Origin of the sequence: Legionella sp. km772, assembly GCF_003989735.1 — a bacterium.
In the GTDB taxonomy this organism is placed as follows: Bacteria; Pseudomonadota; Gammaproteobacteria; order Legionellales; family Legionellaceae; genus Legionella.
In genome coordinates this window covers 1-1,235 of record NZ_RZGQ01000359.1, presented here as the reverse complement: position 1 = coordinate 1,235, position 1,235 = coordinate 1, and the positions used below count along the sequence as shown (strand labels likewise).

The window sequence follows — 1,235 nt, the reverse complement described above, 5'->3', positions numbered from 1 at the left end:
TTTGATTTTTTTGATGCAGTGTAATAATTTCGCTTTTTGGTCATTCTATTCCCCTCTTATATTAGAAGAATAGCTCTTAAAAATACCTTTTTTTCGTCTAAAAATCCGCGCCTATATCAATAACCTTCCATGAAACTTCAATGCAGGGACCTATTTAATGAATTCAAAGAAAAATTAATGAATCCTGTTTATCATCCAACCACCGCGATAGAAACTTTAAAATCACGCTGTACAGCAATTTATCTTTTACAAAAAGAGCAGGCGCATGTTCGAAGACAGGCTGAGGCTTTTATAAAGAAAACATCTATTTATTCTGAAAATGATTTAAAACGCTTACAAAAATTCTCCTCTCTTTGTCAAAACTGGGATTCTTTGGAGTTTTGCAGCACCTATACGAATCTTGATGGGCACTATGTGGAATATAAATTATTCTGGGTAGATGAAGCTAACAGAAAAAGGTACACGCATTACCATGCTTTATATCAAATAACACAAAGCCGATGCTATTTTGTAAGCCAAACAAAGCCTTTGATTCGTATTATTGGTGATCCCATTTTGCATCAGCCGGGAATTTTTTTTCCGCAAAAACCTAATTTTCAGGAGCAGCAAGAATTAGAAAGACAGATAATTATTGCTAAAGACACCTTAGTTAAAACTAAAGGCGCAGGCATAGCAGCCAATCAATGCGCTGAGATAGAAAAGCCTTACTGTTTCACAATCGTGGGTGTTTTTTATGAACTGCCTGCCCATGTAGAGGGCGTTGCAAGACGCTATCCTAACAGTCAGTTTCCCCCCGCACAAATTATGGTAAATCCTAGGCTTAGTTATTCTAGTGAGCTCATGCAAACGTTTAATCATGCTTGCTTAAGTGTGCCTTGTGCTAATCGTTGCGAAGTCCTAAGCCCTCAACAACTGGTTGTAGAGTATCTAGATCCTCTGCAAGACATGCGCAGGATAACTAAAGTTTATAATGATTTGGATGCTGTAGTATTGTGGCATGAATTAAGCCATATTCTGGATGGGAAAACCTATATAGATCTAACTTTTGCCGCCTTAAGTGAAGAAGACTTACTTCAGTGTAAAAACATTCTACAGGCAGAATTAAATAGACGTCAGCACACTTAGCTAGGTCCGGGGATCTGGAACAAAATTCAGGAAAAATAAGAGCTATTCCCGGTTTGTTAGTTCATTCACCTTACTCTCAGAATGGCTTATCCACAAGTCCATAGGCCAGG

General features: G+C 37.9%; 1 protein-coding gene. It reads left to right on the top strand.

Features of this window, described 5'->3' with window-relative positions; translation table 11 throughout:
- Positions 1-177: 177 nt before the first annotated feature.
- Positions 178-1,125: a peptide deformylase gene (locus tag ELY15_RS15875; RefSeq protein WP_158617538.1), complete on the top strand. Its 948-nt coding sequence runs from the start codon at positions 178-180 to the stop codon at positions 1,123-1,125.
- Positions 1,126-1,235: the final 110 nt, after the last annotated feature.

What these genes read in the sequence shown, in the direction of transcription:
- ELY15_RS15875 (WP_158617538.1), top strand. Translation starts at nt 178, where the DNA reads ATGAATCCTGTTTATCATCCAACCACCGCGATAGAAACTTTAAAATCA.